Source organism: Microbacterium tenebrionis, assembly GCF_020682665.1.
GTDB lineage: Bacteria > Actinomycetota > Actinomycetes > Actinomycetales > Microbacteriaceae > Microbacterium > Microbacterium tenebrionis.
Genome location: NZ_JAGTTM010000002.1, coordinates 601904 through 623773 on the forward strand (window position 1 = coordinate 601904; position 21870 = coordinate 623773).

Here is a 21870-nt window from a genome sequence, read left to right on the forward strand (position 1 = left end):
CGTGTCCGACCCCGTCATCGTCATCGAAGACCTGTCGTTCCGGTATCCCGGCGCCGACTCCGATGTGCTCCGCAACGTGAACCTCACCATCGAGCGCGGCGACTTCGTCGCGATCGTCGGAGGCAACGGCGCGGCCAAGACCACCCTGTGCAAGACCTTCAACGGGCTGATCCCGCACTACTGGTCCGGTGAATTCGCAGGCATCGTCACGGTCGACGGGGTCGACACCTACACGTCGAGCGTCTCCGAGCTGTCGACGCGCGTCGGGTACGTCTACCAGGACTTCCAGAATCAGCTCGTGCGCCCCACGGTGCGCGACGACGTCGCCTTCGGCCCGATCAACTTCGGGCGCTCCTCCTACCGCGAGGACTCCGAAGCGGCGTTGGACAGCCTCGGCATCGCGGGTCTCGCCGATCGGCACGTCTGGCAGCTCTCCGGCGGGCAGGCGCATCTGACCGCGCTCGCCGGTGCGCTGGCCCTGCACCCCGAGGTCATCATCGTCGACGAGCCCGTCGCCGAGCTCGACCCGGCCCGCGCCGAGGAGATCTACGAGCGGCTCGCCGCGCTCAACCGCGATCACGGCGTCACGGTCATCACGATCGAGCACCACGCCGAGTTCGTCGCCCGCTACGCCCGATCGGTCGTGCTCATGGCGCACGGCTCACCCGTCTGGCATCTCCCCGTCGACGACGCCCTGCGGCGCACCGACGAGCTCGAGATGCACGGCATCCCCGCCCCGCAGGCGGTGCAGCTCGTGCGCGGCCTCGGCCTCGATGCAGCGCCGCGCACGCCCGCCGACGCCGCAGCGCTGCTGGCCGATCGTCCAATCGCCCCGGATGCCGTCGTGCCGGCCGCGTCCGATGTCGCACCCGGCCGGGTCATCGCCGATGCGCGCGGGGTGACACACGGCTACAAGGCCGTCGGCGGCGGCATCACCCGCGTGCTCGACGACCTCAGCACGACGCTGCGCAGCGGCGAGCGCATCGCGCTGGTCGGCGGCAACGGTGCCGGCAAGTCGACGCTGCTGAAGCTGCTCGCCGGCATCATTGTCGCCCGCGATGGCGAGGTGACGATCGACGGCCGCAGTACCCGATCGGTCTCGGCCCGCGAGATGTCGAGCACCGCGGCCTATCTCGCGCAGCATCCGCAATTGATGTTCCTCAAGGGCTCGGTGCGCGACGACATCGCACTGTTCCCGCGCTCGCGACGGCTGCCGGATGCCGAGGGCATCGTCGACCGCGTCATCGACCGCGTCGAGCTGCATGAGCTCGCGCACCGCGACGGCCGCACGCTCTCGGGCGGCCAGCAGCGCCGGGCGACGCTCGGCATCGGCCTGGCCATGCGCCCGAAGCTGCTGCTCCTGGACGAGCCCACCTCGAGCCTGGACACGCGCAGCCGCGACGACGTCACGACGATGCTCGCCGAGCTCGCCGATTCGATCGAGTGCACCGTCGTCGCCACGCACGACATGCAGCTGGTCGCCGAATGGGCCAGCCGGGTGCTCGTGCTCGAGGGCGGCCGCATCATCGCCGACGTCGCCCCGCGCGAGCTGTTCTCCGACACCGAGCTGTGGCAGCGGGTGGGACTGCGTCCGCCGCAGATCAGTCTGCTCGGGCGCGAGCTCGGCCTCGCCCCGGTGCCGCTCTCGGTCGCCGAGTTGTTCGACGCCTATGACGCCTGCGCCGCCGACACGACGGCGCAGGTGGCCTGATGGCACGCGTCCACCACGACGTCCTCTCCGTCGAATGGGTCAAGCTCGAGCTGATCCGCACCGCCTACGCGACCCGGGGCGGGCTCTTCGCCTCGATGGATCCCCGCGCCGTCGTCGTCTGGTACATCGGTCTCGCGATCGTGCCGTGGTTCACGCACAACATCACGGTGCTGGCCGGGCTCTTCGCCATCGGCGTCGTCTCGATCATGCTCGCCAGGGTCGGCCCGCTCATCCTCGGCCTGTTCGTGCTCGGCATGGGCATGGAGGTCGTCTACATGTCGGTTGCGGCGTGGCTGTTCGGCGGCAACGTCGACACGCTCATCGCGCTGGCCGCCCTCAACCTCAAGCTCGGCGTCGTAGCGCTGGCGAGCATGGCGGCGTTCGTGTCGCTCGATCCCGAGAAGCTCTCCGACGCGCTCATCGCGTTCCGCGCGCCGCAGATGCTCGCCTTCGGCGTGAGCTACGGCTACCGGATGCTGCCGATCCTCATCGAGGAGTTCAGCACCGTGTTCGAGGGCTACCGTCTGCGCACGGCCCCGCCGCGCACGCGCGGACTGCTGGGCTGGCGGGTCGGTGCGCAGTGGGCGCAGATGGCGGTGCTGTCGTTCTACCCGATCTTCCTCAACACGGCGAAGTCGGTGCGCACGACCGTCGAGGCGCTCGAGACCCGCGGGTTCACGCACGCCGGATCGGACGCCGCGGGCCGGCGCATCCGCATGGCGAAGCTGCGGATCCGGCCGCGCGACATCATCGTCATCGTCGTGACCGCGATCGTCGTCGTGCTCGCCTTCGCGGCCGGCGCCGCCTGGCCGCTCTACCGCTGAGCGATCAGTCCCGGGGTGCCGACAGCAGGCGCCCCGGGGCTCCGGCGAGCTCGGGCTGATGGCGGAACTGCCTGGTCAGCGCGAGCACGACGACGACGATCGCGCAGACGATCCACCCGGCAACGCCGAGCGGGCCCGCCAGCGCCATGTCGAAGGTCGTGCCCGCGGCGAAGAACAGCGCGATCATGCCGGCGGCCGCGTTCATCGCGCCGTGCGCGAAGACCGCCGGCCACAGTGATGCCGAGCGCAGGCGCAGCCAGCCGAGCAGGATGCCCCAGGCGATGCAGCCGCCGACCATGAACAGCACGCCGGTGATGTCGTACCGGCTGAAGTTGTAGCCGAGCAGGATGACGGGCGCGTGCCAGAGGCCCCAGATGGCGCCGCTGATCAGCAATGTCGGCCAGGTGCCCAGCGGACGCAGCGCCGGCACGAGGAATCCGCGCCAGCCGAGCTCCTCGCCGAAGGCGAAGAGCGCGTTGATGGTCGCCGCCGCGAACGGGATGGTGAGGAACTGCGAGGCGATCAGGACGATCGTCGGCGGCAGCGGAGTGCCGTCGGGCACGGACGCCGCGATGAGCTCGGCATAGCCCGAGAACTGAGTGAGGTCGAGCGTCACCCAGCCGAAGGCGGCGGCGACGGCGACGGATGCCGCGATGACGACGACCGGTCCGAACAGGCCGGCCACCATCATCCACACCACGCGCTTCGCCGGACGCAGCGGCCACATTCCGAGGAAGCGCAGGCGCTCACCCTTCGGCACGCGGCGCAGTGCGAACAGCACGATCACCACGGCGAGCGCCGGGGTGAACATCATGGCGTAGATGAGGAGTCCGGCGAGCGGGTGCGCGAGGCCGGTGCCGGAGAGCCAGAGCGGCAGGGCGACGAGCCAGGCGAGACCGAGGGCGAGCACGACGAACGAGACGGTGGCGGAGGGTCGGATGCGGGTCATGAGCGGTCGTCCTTCGATCGGAGGCGGACGGTCTCGAGCGCGGCGGCGGCCTCGGCGGCCCCGTCGACGGTGATGATGAACACGCGGCCGTTCGCACGGGTGACCTGCAGCGCCTCGCCGGCGCGCAGCACGACGCCGCGGCGGCCGTCGACGGCGATGCGCCATCCCCAGCCGCCGAACTCGCGCAGCGGATCGATCGTCACCGTCGCGACGTCGTCGATGTCGTCGAGCGGGATGCGGGTGCGCGGCCACGGGATGAGCGAGCGCACGCGCAGGCCGCGCTGGTCGACGCGCACCCGGAACACGAGCATCGTCGCGGTGAGCGCCGGCACGGCGAGCGCCGCCCAGCCGCCGATGTCGGGGGCGTCGGCCGCGTCGGCGAGACCGCGCTGGATGCCGGCGGTGCTGAGCAGCAGCAGGGCGAAGCCGGCACCGAGGCCGAGGTTCATCGCGCCCAGGAGCTTCGAGGTCGCCGACCATGCCCGCACGGGAGGCTTCGCGCTCGACTGCGGCATCCGAGGGCTGACGACGGCGAGGAGCACGTCGAACAGGAGCATACCGCCGCAGACGGCGAGCAGCACCGGCAGGAATGTCGCGCGCGGCAGGAAGCCGTCGACGCCGTCGGTGCCCCAGTGCGTCGCGATCGGATCGGGCAGCTCGGGCAGCCAGGCGAGCACGACGACCGCGGCGAGCGCGAGCAGCGCGAACGGCGCGATGACTCCGACCCGGATGAATGCGGTGCGCGACCGGCGGACGTCGGCGGCGAGCGGGACGTCGGTCATGGAGCGTTCTCCTTCACGAGTGAGGCGAGAGTGGTCGGCGAGACGCCGAGGGCGGCCGCGCGGGCGACGAGGGCGCGCACGTCGTCGGCGAGCTCGGCGAGAGGCGCGGCGCCGCGGGAGATCACCGCTCCCCGGCCGCGGCGGAGGTCCACGAGCCCCTCGTCGCGCAGCTGCTGGTAGGCGTGCAGCACCGTGTGCACGTTGATGTCGAGGGCGTCGGCGACCTCGCGTGCGGCGGGGAGTCGATCGCCTGGTCCGAGTCGGCCCGAGAGGATGTCGGCGCGCACGGAGGCGGCCACCTGGTCGAAGATCGCCGCGGCGCTGTCGGCATCGATCCGGACGAGCATGTCATCTCCACTAGTTATAGAGAAACTATATCAACTAACGGACTCCTCCAAACCTTTCGGCCGAGTGCCGTGCCACGGCCACACTGGCGGCATGAAGATCACTCCGCGCCGCCTCGCCATCGGCATGAGCCTGTGGGCGCCCAACCTCTTCAGCGGCATCCGGGTGCGACGGTTCAGCGAGGACTGGACGCACGCGACGGTCGAACTGCACGTCAACCTGTTCACCCGCAACTACGTCAAGACGGCCTTCGGCGGATCCATGTCGGCGATGACCGACCCGTACTACTTCATGCTCGTGATGCACCAGCTCGGGCGCGACTACGTCGTGTGGGACACCCGCGGCGAGATCGAACTCCTCAAGCCCGGCCGCGGCGTGCTGACCGCCCACTTCCATGTCTCCCCCGAGCGGGTGGCCGAGATCCGCGAGAAGGCGAAGGGTGGCAGAAAGGTCCTCGAATGGTTCGAGACCGAGATCACCGACCGAGACGGCGATGTCGTCGCCAGGGTGCGCCGCGAGGTGTACATCCGCGAGAAGAAGCGGGTCACGGCCGCCCGCAGCGCGTGAGCACCGGCCGTTCACCTGCCCGTGCCACGATGAGCGGGTGCAGCTCGCCAGACACCTGACCCTCACCGACGCCGTGGCTGTGGGACTCGGTTCCATGATCGGGGCCGGAGTGTTCGCGGTGTGGGGACCGGCGATCGAGGCTTCCGGCTCCGGGATCTTCCTCGCCCTCGCGATCGCTGCCGTGGTCGCGTTCTGCAACGCCACCTCGTCGGCGCAGCTCGCCGCCGTGCATCCGGTCGCCGGCGGCACCTACGCGTACGCGCGCGCCGAGATCGGGCCATGGTGGGGATACATCGCCGGGTGGTGCTTCGTGATCGGCAAACTCGCCAGCTGCGCCGCGATGGCGATGACCTTCGCCGCGTACGCCGCTCCCGCCGGGTGGGAGACGCCGGTCGCAGCCGTCGCCGTCGCCGCTCTCGCGACCGTGAACTGCTTCGGCGTCACCCGCACGGCACTGCTCACCCGCATCCTCGTCGTCGTCTCGCTGCTGGGGCTCGCCGTCGTCGTCGCGGTCGGGTTCGCCTCGGCGCCGTCCGCCTCACCCGTACCTCTCGCCGACCTCACCGCCTACGGCGTGCTGCAGGGCGCCGGCCTGCTGTTCTTCGCCTTCGCCGGATACGCGAGGATCGCGACGATGGGCGAAGAGGTCACGGACCCGGCCCGGAGCATCCCGCGTGCGATCGTGCTCGCGCTCTCGGGAGCGCTGGTCGTCTATGCGCTCGTCGCCGTCGTCGTCGTGCTGACGCTCGGCGCGGATGCCGCAGCGAAGTCCGCACCGCTCGCCGCCGTGGTCGATGCGGCAGGGCTCACGGTGCTCGAACCCGTCGTCCGCATCGCGGCGGCGGCAGCATCCCTCGGCGCGCTCCTGGCTCTCCTGACGGGCATCGGCCGCACGACCCTCGCGATGGCCAGGGAATCCGATCTGCCGCGGTTCCTCGCCGCGGTGCACCCGCGCTGGCAGGTCCCGTACCGGGCCGAGATCGCCGTCGCGATCATCGTGATCGTCGTCGTGCTCGTCGCCGATCTCCGCGGTGCGATCGGATTCTCGTCGTTCGGCGTGCTGTTGTACTACCTCATCGCGAATGCGGCGGCGTTCCGGCAGTCGGGGGCCGCGCGACGGTACCCGCGGGCTCTGCAGGTGCTCGGTGTGCTCGGATGCCTCGTGCTCGTGAACACCCTCCCGCTGCTGGCGTCACTGATCGGCACGGGGGTCATCCTCGTCGGCGTCGCGTACCGGATCCTGCGGCTGCGGTTCACGCGCGCACGGGCTGTCTGAGAGCCACCTCCACCGCGGGCAGCAATGCCTCCGCCGTGCGACGGTAGCCGGCGGCGCTCGGGTGGAACCTGTCGAGGCTGAACATCTCGTCGGGCTGCTCCCGGAAGGTCGGGCCCACGGTCAGCCGGAGATCGACGGGCACCGCGCCGGTGCGCCAGGCGACCCTCGTCTGCTCGAGCGCGAGCCGGCGCGACATCCGCGAGAGCAGGGCGCGCAGCGGCTGCGGGACGGGCTGCAGCGTGCCGAGGTCGGGACAGGTGCCCACGACGACCGGGGTGCCGAGGTCCTGCAGACGTGTGATGGCCCGTTCGAGCTCGTTCGCCGCCGACCACGGCGGAACCATGTGCGTGACGTCGTTGCCGCCGACGACGATCACGGCGACGTCGGCGCGGTATCCGTCCGGGAGCGCGTCGAGCTGTCCGGCGAGCGCCGTGGACTCGGATCCGACCACCGCCGCGGTCCGCAGGCGCACCGGGCGCAGCATCCGCTTCGCCACCGCCTTCGCGATGCGCCCGCCGAGAGTCTCCTTGCGGCGCTCGGCGCCGAGTCCCGCCGCCAGCGAGTCGCCGAGCAGGAGCAGGTCGATCGGCGCGCCGTCTAACGACCTCTTCCACACCCGATCGGCGTCCAGCGACACCTCGCCGAGCGGCTTGCCGATGCGGTGGCGAGCGATCGCAGCCTGGCGGGTGAGCAAGGCGCGGACGCCGAGCGCGGCGAGGCCGAGCGCCGCCACGGCCGCCAGGACGCGCACCCTGATCATGCGCCCATTCGAGCGGACGCGCGTGAACGCGGCATGAACGCCCGCCGTCCTCACCGTGCGATCGTCATGTCACCGCAACAGTTGGATCACCGTCGGCCATCCGACGAACAGGATGACCGCCACCGCGGCGCAGTTCACCAGCACCGTGAACCAGTAGACGACCCGGAACGCCTGCTTGACGGTCTTGTGACGCAGTCGCTGCTGTGCGAGCCAGGCACCCGGCCACCCGCCGAGCACCGCAAGGAGATGCAAGCCGGCCTCACTCGTCCTCCAATCTCCCCGCCGAGCCGCTCGCTTGTCTCTCGCGTAGACGGCATAGGTGATGAGGTTCAGGAGCAGGAGCGCGCCGAGCAGCCAGATCGGGATGCGCTCGGTGGACCAGCCCCAGGCCAGCACGGAGATCCACGCCGCCATGAGGACGATGGCCACGACGAGTCCGGCGCGGCCCGGCGAGCGCCTGCCGCCACGGGCAGTGCGGCTCGGTGCCCGCTCGGGGTACCGAGCCGCGGGCGCACCGGCAACCGAGCGCACGTCGACGGCGCGCGGACCCTTGCCCTCGATCTGGATCTCCGAGAACTCGACGCGAACGCCCTCGGCTGGGATGACGCCGCGCACGTCCCGAACGTGCACGAACGCGTCGCGCTGATCCGGGCGGCGGATGAAGCCGAAGCCGCGGTCGGCATCCCAGCGATGAATCGTCCCCTGAACGCGCATGAGAGGTGCTCAGGCGAGCGGCTTGATCTCAAGCGCGCCGACGGCGGCACCGGCCGAGACCGTCGCGAAGGCGGTGTAGCCGTCGGCCGCGGAGCGGTCCAGCAGGCCCTTGAAGTTCTTCACGCGACGCTCCAGACGCACCCGGCCGTGCTCCATCAGTGCGGTCTTGTGCGCGATGAGCTCTGCCAGCGGCACGTCGGCGTCGTGCACGAGCACGATCGCCTGGGCTCCCGCATCCGACTGCGGCTCGAGCAGGTCGGCGAGGCGCTCGAATCCGAGGGAGAATCCGACGGCGGGGATCTGCTGGCCGAGGAACCTGCCGATCATGCCGTCGTAGCGGCCGCCGCCGCCCAGCGAGTACGACACGGACGGATGCGCGAGCTCGAAGATCGTGCCCGTGTAGTAGCCCATGCCGCGCACGAGGAACGGGTCGAAGACGAGCGGGATCTCGGCGTCCGACCCCGCGCCGGCGGCGACGGCCTCGCCGATGCCGACCAGATGCGCGACGATCTCGTCCGGCGCGTTCTCGGGCAGGGCGTTGCGGATCTGCGCCTCGCCGTAGGGGTTGTACTCCATGGTCTGCGGGCGGCGCAGATACGCGTCGAAGGCCTCGACGGCGGATGCCGTGGCACCCCGCTCGCGAAGCTCGGCGACGATCCCGTCCGGACCGATCTTGTCGAGCTTGTCGATCGTGATGAGCACGCCGGGGCGCTCGTCGGCCGCGAAGCCGAAGGCGTCCAGCATCCAATCGAGCACGCGACGATCGTTGATGCGCACGCTCGCGCCCTCGAGCCCGAGGGCGGCGAGCGCATCCAGCGACGCGACGATCAGCTCGGCCTCGGCGCGCGCGGAGTCGTCGCCCATGATGTCGATGTCGCACTGCACGAACTGGCGGTAGCGGCCCTTCTGCGGGCGCTCGGCGCGCCACACCGGCCCGATCTGGATCGCGCGGAACACAGCCGGCAGCTGCCCGCGGTTGCTCGCGTAGAACCGGGCGAGCGGGACGGTCAGGTCGTAGCGCAGGCCCAGGTCGCTCAAGGCTGCGGGGTCGTCGGCGCCGGCGCGGATCGCCTCGGCATCAAGCCCGCGGCGCAGGATGTTGTACGAGAGCTTCTCGTTGTCGCCGCCGATCCCGGCATGCAGGCGGTCGTACTCCTCGACGACGGGCGTCTCGATCTCGTCGAAGCCGTGCGCCAGGTAGCGCTCGCGGATCACGGCGAGCAGGCGCTCTCGGCGAGCCTTGTCGGCGGGGAGGATGTCGCGCATGCCGCGCGGCGGGTTCACAGTAGCCACGTCTCCATCTTTCCAGGCATCTCCCGCCGCTCGCACACCAGCACAGCTTCGGATGCCGGACGCGACACGCCGCGGCGCACGCTCGCCGCGCGGCGTGCCGCCGCCGAGCTCCGAAGTTGTGCACGCGGTGCCACGTCAGCGCTCCGCCGAGGCTCAGGCCTCGGCGGAGCGGACCTCGTCCTCCAGCGTCCGCAGACGCTCGCGCAGGGCGCGCTCGGCATCCCAGCCGTTCGCGCGTGCCGTGGCGGTGAGCATGAGCAGCATGTCGCCGAGCTCGTCCTCCGACTCCGGTGCGGCGCCGATCTCAGCGGCGTCGTGCGCGGCGAGCGCGACGTCGTCGCCCGCCCCGACCCTCGCCGCCCTGCCGAGCACCTTCTGGGCGCGGGCGAGTGCCGGCATCCCGGCGGGCACGCCGTCCAGAACGCTGCGCCGTTCGCGCTTCTCGGCCGCCTTCGCTGCGTTCCAGTGCACGAGCACCTCCTCGGGCGTGGTCGCGACCGCGCCCGCGAAGACGTGCGGATGCCGCCTGACCATCTTCTCCGTCAGAGTCTCCGCCACATCGTCGATGTCGAACGGATCGTCGGGGTCCTGCGCGGCGATCGCGGCGTGGAACAGCACCTGCCACAGCAGATCGCCGAGCTCCTCGCGCAGGTCGGCACGGGTGCCGTCCTCGACGGCGTCGATGACCTCGTGCGACTCCTCGATGAGGTACGGCACCAGATCGCGGTGCGTGATCTGCTGCGACCACACGCAGCGCTCGCGCACGGCCTTCATGGTCTCCGCTGCTGCGCGCAGTGCGTCGGTCATGGCATCCTCTCCGAGATCCGGACGGTCAGGAACTCGCCGCGGTGACACGGCGATGCCACGCAGCCCTCGACGAGACGATGATCCCCGAGAGCGCGAGGGCGATGAGTGAGCCGACGAGCACACCGAGGATCGCCTGGTCGCGCGTCGCGGCGTCATCGGCGAACGCGAGGTTCGCCAGCAGCAGCGACACGGTGAACCCGATCCCGCCCAGCGTGCCTGCGGCGACGAGATCGGTGATGGTCAGAGCCGGCGGCTGCCCGTGCGACCCGACCCGCACGGCGATCCAGCCGAAGACCGTGATGCCGATGATCTTGCCGACGGGGAGCGCGAGGGCGATGCCGAAGAACGCCGGCGAGAGCTCGGCGGGCGAGACCGCCGGGATCACGACGAACGCGGCGACGAACGCGAAGATCGGGAGGATCCCGCCGTTCACCCACGGCTCGAGCGCGTACCGGGCACGCATCGACGGCGACTGGGCGATGGCCAGACCCAGCATGACGCCGGCGATCGTGGCGTGGATGCCCGAGAGCAGCACGAACAGCCAGACGAGGATGCCGACGACGATCATCGCTGCCACGATGAAGCCGGTGTTCCGCTCGGGAAGCATCCGCGAGAGGAAGCCGAAGACGACCACCCCGACGACCGCCAGCAGCAGGTGCAGCCAGTTCAGATCGTGGGCGAACAGCACGGCGATGAAGACGATGCCGATGATGTCGTCGAGGATCGCGAGCGCGAGGAGGAACACGCGCACGGCGGCGGGCAGGCCCTTGCCGAACACGGCGAGCACGCCGAGCGCGAAGGCGATGTCGGTCGCCGTGGGGATCGGCCAACCGGATGCCGTCGCCTCTCCCCCGGCGATCAGCAGGTAGACGATGATCGGCACGAGCACGCCGCCGGCCGCGGCGATCGCCGGCTGCAGCGCCTTGCGGAAGGAGTTCAGCTCGCCCCGGGTCAGTTCGTACTGGAGCTCCATCGCCACGACGAAGAAGAAGATCGCCAGCAGGCCGTCCGAGATCCAGTGCGCGACGGACAGGTCGATGCCCGTGCCGGGAATGGCGATGTGCGACTCCAGCACCGCGGCGACGGGGGCATGCGTGGGCAGATTCGCCAGAAGCAGACCGAGCGCGGCGGCCGCCAGCAGGAGCACGGCGGGGAACTGCTGGGAGCGGAGGAGGTTCCGGGAATCAGACATCGGCTCCATGCTATTCCCGCCCCGTCGCACGGCGTCACGTGGTCAAGCGGCCCCACGGCCCGCGGCTAACCTCGAAGAGTGACCCCCGAACCCACCCACACTGAGGCCATCCGCGTCATCGGGCGATTCGAAGCCGAGCGCGGGATCCCCGACGAGATGCGTGCGGACGTGCGCATGCTCGGCGCCCTGCTCGGGCAGGTGCTGCAGGAATGCGGCAGCCCCGGGCTCTTCGAGGACGTCGAGCGGCTGCGACTTGCGACCATCCAGGCGTACGAAGAGGACACCGCTCTGGTCCCCGGAACCGGCGCGTTCGATCGCGCGACCGAGATCGCCGAGTCGTTCAGCGTCGAGCGCGCCGACGAGGTCGCGCGGGCGTTCACGTGCTACTTCCACCTCGTGAACCTCGCCGAGGAGCACCAGCGCGTTCGCGTGCTCCGCGAGCGTGCCGGGCAGCCGGCGCCGTCAGACGAATCCGCGGGCGCCAGGATCCCCGACACCCTCGCCGCCGCGTACGCGCAGCTGCGCGGCGAGGTCGGCGACGACGAGGCGCAGCGGCGCCTGTCCGGACTCCGGTTCCACCCGGTGTTCACCGCTCACCCGACCGAAGCACGCCGTCGGGCCGTGTCGACGAGCATCCGCCGGCTCTCGGAGCTCCTCACCGACCACGATGCGGCCAGTGACGGCGGCGCGGAACAGCATCGCGCCCGGCGCCGGATGCTGGAGGAGGTCGACACGCTCTGGCGCACCGCTCCCCTGCGCGCCCAGAAGCCCTCGCCCACCGACGAGGTCCGCACGGTCATGTCGGTGTTCGATGAGACCCTGTTCACGACCGTTCCGCACGTCTACCGCCGCATCGACGACGCGCTGCGCGGCGAGGAGTCTGGGGCGAGCGCTCCCGTCGTCCCCGCGTTCGTCCGCGTCGGATCGTGGGTGGGCGGCGACCGCGACGGCAACCCGTTCGTCACGGCATCCGTCACACGGGAGGCGGCAGACATCGCCGCCGACCACGTGCTGCGCGGTCTCGAGCGCGCGCTCGACCGGATCGGCCGCAGCCTGACGCTCGACGCCGAGGGAACCCCGCCGAACGCCGATGTCACGGCCCTGTGGGATGCCTTCGCCGCCGCGCAGCCGGACGTCGCTGCCGAGATCGCCGCACGGTCGCCGGAGGAGCCGCATCGGCGCGCCGTCCTGTCGTTCGCCCGCCGCGTCGCCGCGACCCGCCTCGGCTCGGCGAACCCGTATTCCGCGCCGGAGGAGCTGCTGGCGGACCTGCGAGCGGTACAGGCGTCGCTCGTGGAGTCCGGCGCCAAGCGGCACGCGTTCGGCGGCGTCCAGCATCTGATCTGGCAAGTGGAGACGTACGGTTTCCACCTCACCGAACTCGAGGTGCGCCAGCACTCGCAGGTGCATCGCGCGGCACTGGCCGAGCTCGACGCCGGCGACGAGCTCAGTGAGCAGACCCTCGAGGTGCTCGAGGTGTTCCGCGCGATCGCCGGCATCCAGCAGCGCTACGGACTGCGTGCGGCCGGACGGTACGTCGTCTCGTTCACGCAGTCCGCCGAGGATCTCGCGAACGTGCACCGCCTCGCCCGGCACGCGCTCGGCGACGACGGCCCCGTACTCGACGTCGTACCGCTGTTCGAGACGTTCGCCGATCTGCAGGCGGCCCCCGGAATCCTCGCCGAGGTGGTGGAGTTCCCGGAGTTCCGCGCACGGATGGCCGCGACCGAGAACCGCCTCGAGGTCATGCTCGGGTACTCGGACTCGTCCAAGGACGTCGGCCCCGTCGCCGCGAACCTCGCGCTCTACGAGGCGCAGGAGAAGATCGCGCAGTGGGCGCAGGATGCCGGTATCGCGCTGACCCTGTTCCATGGCCGCGGCGGCGCGCTCGGCCGCGGCGGGGGCCCTGCGAACTCGGCCATCCTCGCCCAGCCCCCGCACTCCGTCGACGGCCGGTTCAAGCTCACCGAGCAGGGCGAGGTCATCTTCGCCCGCTACGGCGAGCCGGCGATCGCCATGCGGCACATCGACCAGGTCGCCGCCGCCACGCTGCTCGCCTCGTCGCCGACGATCGAGGAGCGCACCAGCAGCGCCGCCGCCCGCTTCGCGGACGTCGCGCAGGTGATGGATGCCGCATCCCGTTCGCGTTTCTTCGACCTTGTGAAGGCCGACGGCTTCGCGCCGTGGTTCGCCACCGTGACGCCGATGGAGGAGATCGGGCTGCTGGCGCTGGGCTCGCGGCCCGCTCGCCGCGGCCTGTCCGTCGAGTCGCTCGAGGATCTTCGGGCGATCCCGTGGGTGTTCGCCTGGACGCAGGCTCGCATCAACCTCGCCGGCTGGTTCGGGCTCGGCACCGCGCTCGAAGCCGTCGGAGACGAGGCGCGCCTCGTCGAGGCGTACCGTGATTGGCCGCTGCTGCGCACGATGGTCGACAACGTCGCGATGAGCCTCGCGAAGACCGATGAGCGGATCGCGCGGCGCTATCTCGCCCTCGGCGACCGCGACGACCTCGCCCAGCTCGTGCTCGACGAGCTGGCGCTGACGCGCGAATGGGTCATCCGTCTCACCGGCGGAAGCGTGCTGCTGGAGAACAAGCCCGTCCTCCAGCGGGCGGTGGCGCTGCGCAGCCCGTACGTCGACGCACTGTCGCTGCTGCAGCTGCGCGCCCTGCGCGAGCTGCGCTCCGCCGCATCCGCTCCGGAAGGATCCGGCGCCGACGACGAACAGCGCCGACTGCTGCTCCTCTCGGTCAGCGGTGTCGCCGCCGGCCTGCAGAACACCGGGTGAGCGTCACCCGGAACACCGCACCGAAATCTGCGGGGTAAGGTGAAATCTCGCGCCCGATCCGGCGCCTCGATTCACGCGACACGATCGCCCCCTCAGCCACAGAACCAGAAAGCCGTCCCCGCGTGACCGCCACTCTCACCGACTTCCACCCGCTCGCCGAGTCCGTCCAGCCCGTTTTCGACACTGTGCTCGCCCGCAGCCCGCACGAGCCCGAGTTCCAGCAGGCCGTGCACGAGGTCCTCGGCACGATCGCGCCGGTGCTCGAGAAGCACCCGGAGTACGTCGAGGCCGGCATCCTCGATCGCGTCGTCGAGCCGGAGCGGCAGATCATGTTCCGCGTGCCGTGGGTCGACGACGCGGGCAGGCTCCAGGTCAACCGCGGCTACCGCATCCAGTTCTCGTCGGTCCTCGGCCCGTACAAGGGCGGACTGCGGTTCCACCCGTCGGTGAACCTGTCGATCATCAAGTTCCTCGGCTTCGAGCAGATCTTCAAGAACGCGCTCACCGGCCAGGGCATCGGCGGCGCGAAGGGCGGCTCGGACTTCGACCCGCACGGACGCAGTGAGGCCGAGGTCATGCGCTTCTGCCAGTCGTTCATGAGCGAGCTGTACCGCCACCTCGGCGAGCACACCGACGTCCCCGCCGGAGACATCGGTGTCGGCGGCCGAGAGATCGGCTACCTGTTCGGTGCCTACCGCAAGATCACCAACCGTCACGAGTCGGGCATGTTCACCGGCAAGGGCACCGGCTGGGGCGGCGCCGAGGTGCGCACGGAGGCGACCGGCTACGGTGCTGTCTTCTTCGCGCAGGAGATGCTCGCGGTGAGGGGCGACTCCTTCGAGGGCAAGCGGGTCGGCATCTCGGGCTCGGGCAACGTCGCGATCTACGCGATCCAGAAGGCCACGCAGCTCGGCGCGACAGCGGTCACGGCATCCGATTCCTCCGGGTACGTCGTCGACGACGCCGGTATCGACCTGGAGCTGCTGCGTCAGATCAAAGAGGTCGAGCGCGGCCGCATCGTCGAGTACGCGAATCGTCGTGCCAGCGCACGGTTCGTCGAGGGCGGCAGCATCTGGGACGTCCCCGTCGACATCGCCGTGCCCTCTGCCACGCAGAACGAGCTGAGCCTCGCGGATGCCGAATCGCTCATCGGGAACGGCGTGCTCGCCGTCTCGGAGGGCGCGAACATGCCGTGTGTTCCGGATGCGGTCGCAGCGTTCCAGCGCGCGGGCGTGCTGTTCGCACCGGGCAAGGCCGCGAACGCCGGCGGTGTCGCGACCTCGGCCCTCGAGATGAGCCAGAATGCTTCGCGTCAGCGCTGGACGTTCGGCGACAGCGAGAACAAGCTGCGCGAGATCATGAGCGACATCCACCGTGCGGCTTTCGACGCGGCGGAGAAGTACGACGTCGGCGGAGACTACGTGGCAGGTGCGAACATCGCCGCGTTCCAGCGCGTGGCCGCCGCGATGCTCGCCCAGGGCGTCATCTGAGGTTCGGCTTCGACTCGTCGCTGAGCGAGCCGACGGCGAGTCGAAGCCTTCACACCGCTTGATCGTCTGCGTGGCGGGCGAGCGACGAGCCGTAGCGCTCCGTGAGCTGCACCATGAGGTCAGGCGTGTCGCGGTCGACCCCGAACACGTGACCGGGGAAGTCGAGGTCGGGCTGCGCTGCCGCGATCGCATCCGCCTGATCGGGTGAGAACAGCTGCACCGGGTCGCCCGCGGCCACCCACCCGATCGGCACGACGGCGCCTTCGGGAAGCACGGCCCTGCGGGTCACGATCGCGTTGACGCGGATCTCGCAGCGTGCCCCGACGATCGACCCGTTGAAGACGCGAGCGCCGGAGGCGAAGAACACCTCTTCGCCGACGGTGGCGCCGGCGATGCTAGCGAGGGTGCCGATGAGCGTGTGATCGCCGATGTGCACGGCGTTGGCCGCGGTGGCGCGGATGAGCGCGTTCTCCATGACGATCACGTGCTCGCCGAGCGTGATCGGCCCGCCCTCAGCAGTGATCACGGCACCGTGCAGCACCTGGCAGTTCGGGCCGATCTCCACGTCGCCGGAGATCACAGCGGTCGGCGCGACGACGGCGGTGTCATCGATGCGGGGCCGAGCCCCGAGGTGCTCGTACAACATGCCGTCAGACTAGTCCGACCGCGTCACCTGCGTGCGCAACCGACGCCGCCACCGTGCACAACTTCGGACGGCACCGGCGACACGCCGTAGCATCCGCCACGGCACCGGCGCGTCGCGCGCCGGATCCGAAGTCGTGCACGGGATGCCGAAGGCGCGGTACCGACCGTGGGATACCGCTGTCAGGATGCCGGGAGCCGGCAGGCTCAGGCGACCGCGACCGACTCCGGGAACATGGCCGTCAGCAGGGCGCTGACCCACTCGAGGATCGTGACGTCCTCCGGCACGGGGACCAGCAGCGCCTCTCCCCCGGCGACGATCTTCGCCTTCGGATACAGCCGCTGCAGCCGCACCTTCATCGAGTCCTCCAGGCGCGCAGGAGCGACACGCAGGTTCGATCCCATGACGACGACATCGGTGAGGCCCGCCGATGCCGCCCGACGGCGCAGCCGCGCGACGGCGATGAGCCCGTCGACCTCCTCGGGAGGCGTGCCGTAGCGGTCGGTGAGCTCCTCGATCACGAGGTCGATCGCATCGTCCTTCGCGCTCGGCGCCGCGGCGGCCGACAGCTTCTGATACGCCTCGAGGCGCAGCCGCTCGCTGTCGATGTACGTCTCGGGGATGCGGGCATCCACCGGGATCTCCATCCGCAGCTCCACGTCGCCCTGCGTGTCCTCCCCGCGGAAGTTCGCCACGGCTTCGCCGATCATCCGCAGATACAGGTCGAAGCCGACCCCCGCGATGTGTCCTGCCTGCTCGGCCCCGAGCATGTTGCCCGCACCGCGCAGTTCGAGGTCCTTCAGCGCCACCTGCATGCCCGAGCCCAGGTCGTTATTGATCGCGATGGTCTGCAGCCGGTCGGCCGCCGTCTCGGACAGCGGCTTGGAGTCGTCGTAGAGGAAGTAGGCGTACGCCCTCTCGCGTCCGCGGCCGACGCGGCCCCGGAGCTGGTGCAGCTGCGAGAGTCCGTACTTGTCGGCCTTGTCGATGATGATCGTGTTGGCGTTGGAGATGTCGAGGCCGGTCTCGATGATCGTCGTCGACACGAGCACGTCGTATTTGCGCTCCCAGAAGTCGTCGACGACCTGCTCGAGCTGATGCTCGCCCATCTTTCCGTGCGCCACGGCGATGCGCGCCTCGGGCACGAGCTCGGCGAGCTCGGCGGCAACGCGCTGGATCGACTGCACCCGGTTGTGCACGAAGAACACCTGTCCCTCGCGGAGGATCTCGCGGCGGATCGCCGCGGCGATCTGCTTGTCGCTGCGTGCGCCGACGAACGAGAGGATCGGATGCCGGTCCTCGGGTGGCGTCGCGAGCGTCGACATCTCGCGGATGCCGGTGACCGCCATCTCGAGCGTCCGCGGGATCGGGGTCGCACTCATGGCGAGGATGTCGACGTTGGTCTTCAGCTTCTTGAGGCGATCCTTGTGCTCGACGCCGAAGCGCTGCTCCTCATCGATGATGAGCAGGCCCAGGTCCTTGAACATCACCTGATCGGTGAGCACGCGGTGCGTGCCGATGACCATGTCGACCGAGCCGTCCAGCAGACCTTCGAGGGTGAGGCGAGCCTCCTTGTCGGTCTGGAAGCGCGACAGCGGCCTGACCTTCACGGGGAACCCGGCGAAGCGCTCGGTGAACGTCTCGAGGTGCTGCTTGACCAGGAGTGTGGTCGGCACCAGCATCGCGACCTGCTTGCCGTCCTGAATCGCCTTGAACGCCGCTCGCACCGCGACCTCGGTCTTGCCGAACCCGACATCCCCCGACAGCAGCCGGTCCATGGGGATCTCGCGCTCCATGTCGGCCTTGATCTCGTCGATCGTCTGCAGCTGGTCCTGCGTCTCGGCGAACGGGAAGGCCTCTTCGAGCTCGCGCTGCCACGGGGTGTCGGGCGAGAACGCGTAGCCCTTGGCCGCCATGCGCGACGAGTACAGCTTCACGAGCTCGACCGCGATGTCGCGGACCGCCTTGCGGGCCTTGCCCTTGGCCGCCGACCAGTCGCTGCCGCCCATCTTCGACAGGGTCGGGGCCTCGCCGCCGACGTACTTCGAGAGCAGGTCGAGCTGGTCGGTGGGCACGTAGAGCTTGTCGCCCGGGTAGCCGCGCTTGGACGGCGCGTACTCGAGGACGAGGTAGTCACGGGTGGTCTTGGTCGCGTTTCGACCGCCGGTGGACACCTCGCGCTGGGTCATCTCGACGAACTTCGCGATGCCGTGCGTGGCGTGCACGACGTAGTCGCCGTTCTTGAGCTGCAGCGGGTCGACGACGTTGCGCCGACGCGAGGCCAGCTTCTTGACGACGCGCTGGTCGCCGCCGATCGTGCGCCCGTAGAACTCGTTGTCGGTGAGGACGGCGAGCTTCGCCTCTGGTACCTGGAACCCGGACTCGAGAGACCCGATCACGAGGGTCGCGACGCCGGCATCCGGTGCATCCGGCAGGGTCTCGACGGCTCGCGCGGCGAGTCCCCGGTCGGAGAGCACGTCCCGCGCGCGATCGACGAGACCGGTGCCGGATGCCACGACCACGACCCGCCAGCCGTCCGTCAGGCGGGCTTCGACGAAGGCGATCGCGCCGTCGACGTTGCCGTGGAAGGAGGGGATGATCGACGCGTCGATGTTCTCGGCATCCGCATCGTCGGTCGCGAACGGGCTGAACCGCCACCAGACGCCGTCACGCTCGCGGACGATCTCGCGCAGTCGTGCCACGCTGAGGAAGTCACCGGCGCCCAGGTCGATCGGGGCGGATGCGCCGGAGGTCGCCGCGCTCCACGCGGCATCCAGGAACTCCCGGTTCGTCTCGCCCAGGCTCTGCGCGCGGGCGCTCGCCCGCTCGGGGTCGACGAGGGCGACGGCCGTTCCGGGCGCGAAGTACTCGGCGAGCGAAGTGAGAGGGCCCGCGACGGCGGGCAGGAGCGACTCCATGCCTTCGACGGGGATTCCTTCGGCCATCTTCTCGAGCATCCCGGCGATCGCGGGGAAGCCGCCGACGAGCGATCGGGCCCGCTCACGCACCTCGGTCGTGAGAAGCAGTTCGCGCGTCGCGGGCAGTTCGACGAGATCGACGTCACCCGGCAGCGAGCGCTGGTCGGCGACCGAGAACGCGCGGATCTGGTCGATCTCGTCACCGAAGAACTCCACCCGGTACGGATGCTCGCTCGTCGGCGGGAAGACATCGAGGATGCCGCCGCGCACGGCGAACTCGCCGCGCCGGGACACCATGTCGACGCGGGTGTAGGCGCGCTCGACGAGCTGCTCGATGGCATCGTCGAGCTCGAGGCCGCGAGCGCCGAGCGCGAGGGCGAGGGGTGCGGTGTCACCGAGATTGCCGGCGATCGGCTGCAGCGCGGCGCGCACTGAGGCGACGACGATGAGCGGGCGCTCGCCCGACCACGTCGTGATGCGGCGCAGGGTGTCCAGACGCCGCCCGACCGTGTCGGGGCTGGGGCTCAACCGCTCGTGCGGCAGGGTCTCCCAGGCGGGGAAGCTGAGGATCTCGGCATCCGGCACGAAGGACCCGAGCGCCCCCGCGAGGGACTCGGCACGCCTTCCGGTGGGCGCGATGACGAGGAGGGATGTCGGATGCCCCGCGCTGTGGCGCTTGTCGAGGAGACCGGCGATCGCCGGCGCGTCGAGGCCGTCGACCAGGCCGAGATCGGCGTCCGTCTGCGCCCAGGTGAGGGCGTCGCGGTACAGGGTGGCCTCTTCCAAGGCGCGCAGAATCCCGGGAACAGTCACCAGACAAGCTTAGACGCGGCCTCCGACACTGGAGGCGGCTCCTTCTCGCGCGTCACCCCGGCAACGGCTTTCGGGTGCGAAGCGACACCGCAGAGGGGTCGCAGTCGGTTGCGTCCGCGCCGGCATGGCGGCCATTCGCGGCCCCTGCTGGTACAGGCGATCCACTGAGGGGCCGTAAACGGTCGCCTCCGGGCCGCCGAGGCCACTACTTGCGCCCCCTCGCATGATGTCTGCGAGCGCGCTCCGATGTCGAGCCTGCATAGGATGCCGGGATGGAAACCGTCACGCTCCGCACCGACCGCCTCGTCCTCCGCCCACCCGCAGCGGACGACGTCGACGCGATCTTCGAAGCGTGCCAGGACCCCGAGATCCCGCGCTGGACGACCGTGCCGAGCCCGTACACGCGAGAGCACGCCGAGGGCTTCGTCGACCTCGTCGCGCGCTGGTGGGCCGATGGCAGCCAGACGATCTGGGGCATCTTCCACGGCGATGTGCTCGTCGGCGCGGTCGGGCTCCACCACATCACCCCGCACGACACGGGCGGATCCGCCGAGCTGGGGTACTGGGCGACGGCCGAGTCACGCGGCAGGGGCTTCATGGTCGAGGCATCCCGTGCTGTGATCGATTGGGGGTTCGCCGAACTTGGCCTCGCCCGCATCGTCTGGCGGGCCGTCGCGGGGAACATCCCATCCGCCCGCACAGCCCGAGCGCTCGGATTCCAGTACGAGGGGCTCATGCGCCAGGCGCTGACGAGTCCGCGCGGGCGCGATGACGGATGGGCGGCGGGGATCCTGGCATCCGACGATCGGGTACCGGTGGCCTGGCCGGTCGCGCTCGGCTGACGCCCCTCCCCGATGTCGGCGGCCGGTGGCAGGATGGGCTCATGCCTGAGATGCCGGAGGTCCAGGGGCTCGTCGACTTCCTCGGCGAACGCGCGGTCGGGCACGCGATCACCCGCACGAGCGTCGGCGAGATCGCGGCGCTCAAGACCTACGATCCGCCGAACACGGCCCTGCACGGTGCGACGATCACGGCCGCGAGCAGGCACGGCAAGTTCGTCGTGCTTTCGTGCGGGCCTGAACTGCACCTCGCATTCCACTTGGCGAAGGCGGGATGGCTGCGCTGGTACGAGCTGCTGCCGACGACGCTCATCAAACCAGGCAAGTCGCCGATCGCCCTGCGGGTGGCGCTGGACGACGACAGCGGGTTCGATCTCACCGAGGCCGGCACGAAGAAGTCCCTCGCCGTTTACGTCGTGCGCGATCCGATGGACGTCCCGGGCATCGCCCGCCTCGGGCCGGAGCCCCTCGACGACGGGTTCACACGAGAGGTCTTCGCCGGGCTGCTCGAGGGCAGGCGGACGCAGATCAAGGGGCTGCTGCGCGATCAGTCCGTGATCGCCGGCATCGGCAACGCCTACAGCGACGAGATCCTGCACGCCGCCCGCATGTCGCCGTACGCGATCAGCGGCAAGCTCGACGACGCCGAGATCGACCGGCTGTACGACGCGATGCAGACGACGCTGAAGGATGCCGTGGCTGCGGCATCCGGCAAGCCGCCGTCCGATCTGAAGGACGCCAAGCGCGCCGGCTTTCGTGTGCACGCGCGCCGTGACGAGGCATGCCCGGTCTGCGGCGACACGATCCGCAGCGTCTTCTTCGCGGATCGCTCACTCGAATACTGTCCGACCTGCCAGACCGGAGGCAAGCCGCTCGCCGACCGCCGACTCTCCCGGCTGCTGAAATGACGTCGCGCAACGCGGAATGAAACGCCGCCGCGCGCGTTCGGTACACTGAGCATCAACGTGCTCCGGGGTCGGTGAGAATCCGAACCGGCGGTGACAGTCCGCGAGCGCCTCGGCCGAGCCGAGGTGCCGATCCGGTGGAATTCCGGGACCGACGGTGATGCGAGAGAGATCTCGCTAGTCCGGAAGGGAGGCAGCACGGTGCGCGAAAGCGCGCGTTCTGTCATCCCCGGACTCTGGACAGAAGGACGACGG

The 21870-nt window shown here is 70.2% G+C and carries 18 protein-coding genes and 1 riboswitch; of the genes, 8 read left to right on the forward strand and 10 right to left on the reverse strand.

Features of this window, described 5'->3' with window-relative positions:
- Position 1 precedes the first annotated feature (1 nt).
- Together KEC56_RS08235 and KEC56_RS08240 are read left to right on the forward strand one after the other, a co-directional pair.
- Positions 2-1711, forward strand: a complete 1710-nt coding sequence (locus KEC56_RS08235) for an ABC transporter ATP-binding protein (RefSeq protein ID WP_227530547.1) — start codon at positions 2-4, stop codon at positions 1709-1711.
- Complete coding sequence (locus tag KEC56_RS08240; protein WP_227530548.1) at positions 1711-2535, forward strand: energy-coupling factor transporter transmembrane component T family protein; 825 nt, start codon at positions 1711-1713, stop codon at positions 2533-2535. Before KEC56_RS08235 ends, KEC56_RS08240 begins: the two co-directional genes overlap by 1 nt.
- A 4-nt stretch (positions 2536-2539) precedes the next feature.
- Here KEC56_RS08240 and KEC56_RS08245 read toward each other — a convergent pair whose 3' ends face one another.
- From KEC56_RS08245 to KEC56_RS08255, 3 genes are read right to left on the reverse strand one after another with little or no spacing between them, the layout of a single operon-like run.
- Positions 2540-3484, reverse strand: a complete 945-nt coding sequence (locus KEC56_RS08245; RefSeq protein WP_227530549.1) for a CPBP family intramembrane glutamic endopeptidase — start codon at positions 3482-3484, stop codon at positions 2540-2542.
- Positions 3481-4266: a DUF1648 domain-containing protein gene (locus KEC56_RS08250; protein ID WP_227530550.1), complete on the reverse strand. Its 786-nt coding sequence runs from the start codon at positions 4264-4266 to the stop codon at positions 3481-3483. The genes KEC56_RS08245 and KEC56_RS08250 overlap by 4 nt, the downstream gene beginning before the upstream one ends.
- Positions 4263-4613 carry a GntR family transcriptional regulator gene (locus tag KEC56_RS08255; protein ID WP_227530551.1) on the reverse strand — a complete coding sequence of 117 codons (351 nt, stop codon included), beginning with the start codon at positions 4611-4613 and terminating at the stop codon, positions 4263-4265. Before KEC56_RS08255 ends, KEC56_RS08250 begins: the two co-directional genes overlap by 4 nt.
- A 91-nt stretch (positions 4614-4704) precedes the next feature.
- Between KEC56_RS08255 and KEC56_RS08260 the strand changes: the two genes are divergently transcribed.
- Positions 4705-5178, forward strand: coding sequence for a DUF4442 domain-containing protein (locus KEC56_RS08260; protein WP_227530552.1), 474 nt, complete (start codon positions 4705-4707; stop codon positions 5176-5178).
- Positions 5179-5215: 37 nt separating this feature from the next.
- Positions 5216-6454, forward strand: a complete 1239-nt coding sequence (locus tag KEC56_RS08265; protein WP_227530553.1) for an APC family permease — start codon at positions 5216-5218, stop codon at positions 6452-6454.
- Here the strand turns inward: KEC56_RS08265 and KEC56_RS08270 are convergent.
- The 5 genes from KEC56_RS08270 to nhaA form a co-directional block, all read right to left on the reverse strand.
- Positions 6432-7214, reverse strand: a complete 783-nt coding sequence (locus KEC56_RS08270; protein WP_227530554.1) for an SGNH/GDSL hydrolase family protein — start codon at positions 7212-7214, stop codon at positions 6432-6434. The two genes, KEC56_RS08265 and KEC56_RS08270, sit on opposite strands and share 23 nt — an antisense overlap.
- Positions 7215-7283: 69 nt before the next feature.
- Positions 7284-7928 carry a DUF1294 domain-containing protein gene (locus KEC56_RS08275; RefSeq protein WP_227530555.1) on the reverse strand — a complete coding sequence of 215 codons (645 nt, stop codon included), beginning with the start codon at positions 7926-7928 and terminating at the stop codon, positions 7284-7286.
- A gap of 9 nt (positions 7929-7937) precedes the next feature.
- On the reverse strand, positions 7938-9194 hold the full coding sequence (locus KEC56_RS08280) for a histidine--tRNA ligase (protein WP_227530718.1): 1257 nt from the start codon (positions 9192-9194) through the stop codon (positions 7938-7940).
- 180 nt (positions 9195-9374) lie between these two features.
- Positions 9375-10028, reverse strand: a complete 654-nt coding sequence (locus KEC56_RS08285) for a nucleoside triphosphate pyrophosphohydrolase (RefSeq protein ID WP_175985788.1) — start codon at positions 10026-10028, stop codon at positions 9375-9377.
- Between the two features lie 25 nt (positions 10029-10053).
- The gene (gene nhaA, locus KEC56_RS08290) at positions 10054-11220 is read right to left on the reverse strand and encodes a Na+/H+ antiporter NhaA (RefSeq protein ID WP_227530556.1); all 1167 of its coding nucleotides are present in this window, start codon (positions 11218-11220) and stop codon (positions 10054-10056) included.
- 156 nt (positions 11221-11376) lie between these two features.
- On the opposite strand from nhaA, the gene KEC56_RS08295 reads away from it, so the two are divergent.
- Both KEC56_RS08295 and gdhA read left to right on the forward strand, forming a co-directional pair.
- On the forward strand, positions 11377-14007 hold the full coding sequence (locus tag KEC56_RS08295; RefSeq protein ID WP_227530719.1) for a phosphoenolpyruvate carboxylase: 2631 nt from the start codon (positions 11377-11379) through the stop codon (positions 14005-14007).
- 122 nt (positions 14008-14129) lie between these two features.
- Positions 14130-15497: an NADP-specific glutamate dehydrogenase gene (gdhA, locus tag KEC56_RS08300; RefSeq protein ID WP_227530557.1), complete on the forward strand. Its 1368-nt coding sequence runs from the start codon at positions 14130-14132 to the stop codon at positions 15495-15497.
- 49 nt (positions 15498-15546) lie between these two features.
- Here gdhA and KEC56_RS08305 read toward each other — a convergent pair whose 3' ends face one another.
- Positions 15547-16143, reverse strand: a complete 597-nt coding sequence (locus tag KEC56_RS08305) for a gamma carbonic anhydrase family protein (protein WP_227530558.1) — start codon at positions 16141-16143, stop codon at positions 15547-15549.
- A gap of 203 nt (positions 16144-16346) precedes the next feature.
- Positions 16347-19871, reverse strand: a complete 3525-nt coding sequence (gene mfd, locus KEC56_RS08310) for a transcription-repair coupling factor (RefSeq protein ID WP_227530559.1) — start codon at positions 19869-19871, stop codon at positions 16347-16349.
- A 272-nt stretch (positions 19872-20143) separates the two neighbouring features.
- On the opposite strand from mfd, the gene KEC56_RS08315 reads away from it, so the two are divergent.
- Together KEC56_RS08315 and KEC56_RS08320 are read left to right on the forward strand one after the other, a co-directional pair.
- Positions 20144-20713: a GNAT family N-acetyltransferase gene (locus tag KEC56_RS08315; protein WP_227530560.1), complete on the forward strand. Its 570-nt coding sequence runs from the start codon at positions 20144-20146 to the stop codon at positions 20711-20713.
- A gap of 41 nt (positions 20714-20754) precedes the next feature.
- Positions 20755-21618 carry an Fpg/Nei family DNA glycosylase gene (locus KEC56_RS08320; protein WP_227530561.1) on the forward strand — a complete coding sequence of 288 codons (864 nt, stop codon included), beginning with the start codon at positions 20755-20757 and terminating at the stop codon, positions 21616-21618.
- A 54-nt stretch (positions 21619-21672) separates the two neighbouring features.
- Positions 21673-21818: riboswitch (FMN riboswitch) on the forward strand.
- Positions 21819-21870 lie beyond the last annotated feature (52 nt).